This window comes from Methylobacterium sp. WL18 (genome assembly GCF_008040015.1).
GTDB lineage: Bacteria > Pseudomonadota > Alphaproteobacteria > Rhizobiales > Beijerinckiaceae > Methylobacterium > Methylobacterium mesophilicum.
This window is the reverse complement of the sequence record NZ_VRVD01000756.1, coordinates 1-2,044: the sequence shown is the minus strand read 5'-3', so window position 1 is coordinate 2,044 and position 2,044 is coordinate 1. Positions and strand designations below refer to the sequence as shown.

Annotated in this window: 3 protein-coding genes; 2 read left to right on the top strand and 1 reads right to left on the bottom strand. The window is 71.0% G+C overall.

All coding sequences use genetic code 11. The features are described from left to right. Positions 1 to 153: 153 nt before the first annotated feature. Together FV228_RS27910 and FV228_RS27905 are read left to right on the top strand one after the other, a co-directional pair. Entirely contained in the window at positions 154 to 639 is a 486-nt protein-coding gene (locus FV228_RS27910; RefSeq protein ID WP_147857467.1) for an SRPBCC family protein, read from the top strand. Between the two features lie 318 nt (positions 640 to 957). Beyond that, on the top strand, positions 958 to 1,305 hold the full coding sequence (locus FV228_RS27905; protein WP_147857468.1) for a hypothetical protein: 348 nt from the start codon (positions 958 to 960) through the stop codon (positions 1,303 to 1,305). A gap of 59 nt (positions 1,306 to 1,364) precedes the next feature. On the opposite strand, the gene fdhE is transcribed toward FV228_RS27905, so the two are convergent. Further along, positions 1,365 to 2,044: formate dehydrogenase accessory protein FdhE (fdhE, locus tag FV228_RS27900; protein WP_147857466.1), on the bottom strand; the 680-nt coding region annotated here is incomplete at its 5' end.

Here is a 2,044-nt window from a genome sequence, read left to right as displayed (position 1 = left end):
CCCCAATTCAGCCCACCCGCCGCGTCGTCTGAGCGCGGCCAACCAGCCCTGTCAGCCCCGCCCATTGCCCCGGCGGGTGTCGCGGCTTAGCTCCTGCGCGGCCCCAGAGCCTGCGCGGCGCCCGCCGCGATCGATATGGATGGAGACCCCCCGATGCCCTTCGCTTTCAGCCGGCCCCTGCCGCTCGCCGCCTTGGCGCTGGCCGCTTCCACCGTCGCGGGCCATGCCCTGGAGGTGACGCGCTCGGCCGACATCGCCGCGCCGCCGGCCAAGGTTTGGCAGACGATCGGCGAGTTCTGCGGCATCGGCGACTGGCACCCAGCCATCGAGAAGTGCGTCCTGTCCGACAAAGACGGCCTGAAGGTCCGCACCCTGAGCCTGAAGGGCGGCGGCACCCTCAAGGAGGAGCAGGTCTCCCGCGACGACAAGGTGATGAGCTACACCTACACGATCCTGGAGGGCCCGCTGCCGGTGGCCGACTACAAGTCGACGCTGGCCGTCGCCCCCGAGGGCACGGGCTCCAAGGTGACCTGGAGCGGCACCTTCAACGCCAAGGGCGCCCCCGACACGGTGGCGGTCGACGCCATCCAGGGTATTTACGAATCCGGCCTGAAGGCGCTGTCCGACAAGGCCAAGTAGGGCGCTCAATCGCCCGCGCCGGTGCAGGGCTCGACTCGCCCCCTCTCCCGTGCGGGAGAGGGTTGGGGTGAGGGATGCGCCCTTTCCGGAAGACCCGGACCCCTCACCCTGTCCCTCTCCCGCACGGGAGAGGGGACCCGCGCCCTCCGGGGAGAGGGCGGGCGCGTCTCAGGTCTCGACCGGGCTCCTCATCGGGCCACAGATGATTCTGAACGCAATCTGTGATCACCGCAGCGCGCAGACATGCCGCCAGGACGATTGACCCACTGCCAAGCTCGGCCCAAAACCCGGGCGGCGCAGCCCGTGCGCCGCAACAGGATGATCGCCGTGCCCGCGTCACGTCTTCCGATGCGCCTCAGCCTCGTGGTTCTCGCCGCCGCCACGCTGGGCGCCTGCCAGCAGCGCGCCGCCGCGCCCAAGGTCTCCGAGCCCTCGCCCATCGTCCCGGCGCCGTTGTCCCTGCCCACCGGCAGCGGCTGCGGTCCCGAGATCGCGCGCACCAAGGCCATCGTGGACAGCGACGTGGCCACCGGCAACCTCAACAAGCCGGTGGGTGACACCTTCAACGCCGACCTCAGCCAGGCCGCCGCGGCCTGCGCCGCCGGCAAGTCCGGCGAGGCGCTCCACCTGCTGGCCGCCGCCAAGAGCCGGTATGGGTATCGCTGAAACTTAGCAGGGCTCCGCCCTGCACCCGCACACGATCCCGGACCTTATGGATCCGGGACTTAGACGATGAACAGCAGGTTCAAGCCCGCACGGCGGAATCCGTCCTCGGCGATCTTCAGGTCGAGGCCGTAGGACGCGATGTCGTCCGCCACCGGGTCGAGGGTCGGCGCCCGGTGCTGGTGCAGGTGCTTGATGTAGCTGTGGCAGGTCGTGCAGGTCTCGACTTGGACGTCCTTCGACACCTCGTCGAGCCCGTAATAGCTGATGCCCTCGCCGGAGCCGCAGGCGGTGCAGCGGATCCGGACGTGGTTCCACAGGGTGCCGCAGACCGAGCAGCTCAGGTAGCGGGCCTTGTCGGCCGGGGTCCAGCCGACCACGACGCTCGCCACCGGCGCGCCGCCGCAGCACGGGCAGACGCCGTCGGCCACGGGCTTCAGGGCCGACGCGTCGAGGCGCGCCGCATCCTGCGCGAACCGGACCTGCAGGGCCGCCGCAACGAACACGCATTCGGCGATCCGCTCCACCGGCAGCGCGCCTTCCACCACTTGCACGGCGAGATCGAGCCGGTCCGCCGGGGAGGCCGCGAGCAGGCTCGCGCGGGCGGCCTGGGACGCCTCCGGGGACACCGACAGGTCGAGTTGGTCCAGCAGGGCGGTGAGGCAGCCGTCGAAGCCGGCATCGGCCTCGAGCCGCTGGCGCGACAGGGGCGGCATGCCGTGCTCGGCCCGCAGGGCCGTGT

What these genes read in the sequence shown, in the direction of transcription:
- FV228_RS27910 (WP_147857467.1), top strand. Translation starts at nt 154, where the DNA reads ATGCCCTTCGCTTTCAGCCGGCCCCTGCCGCTCGCCGCCTTGGCGCTG.
- FV228_RS27905 (WP_147857468.1), top strand. Translation starts at nt 958, where the DNA reads ATGATCGCCGTGCCCGCGTCACGTCTTCCGATGCGCCTCAGCCTCGTG.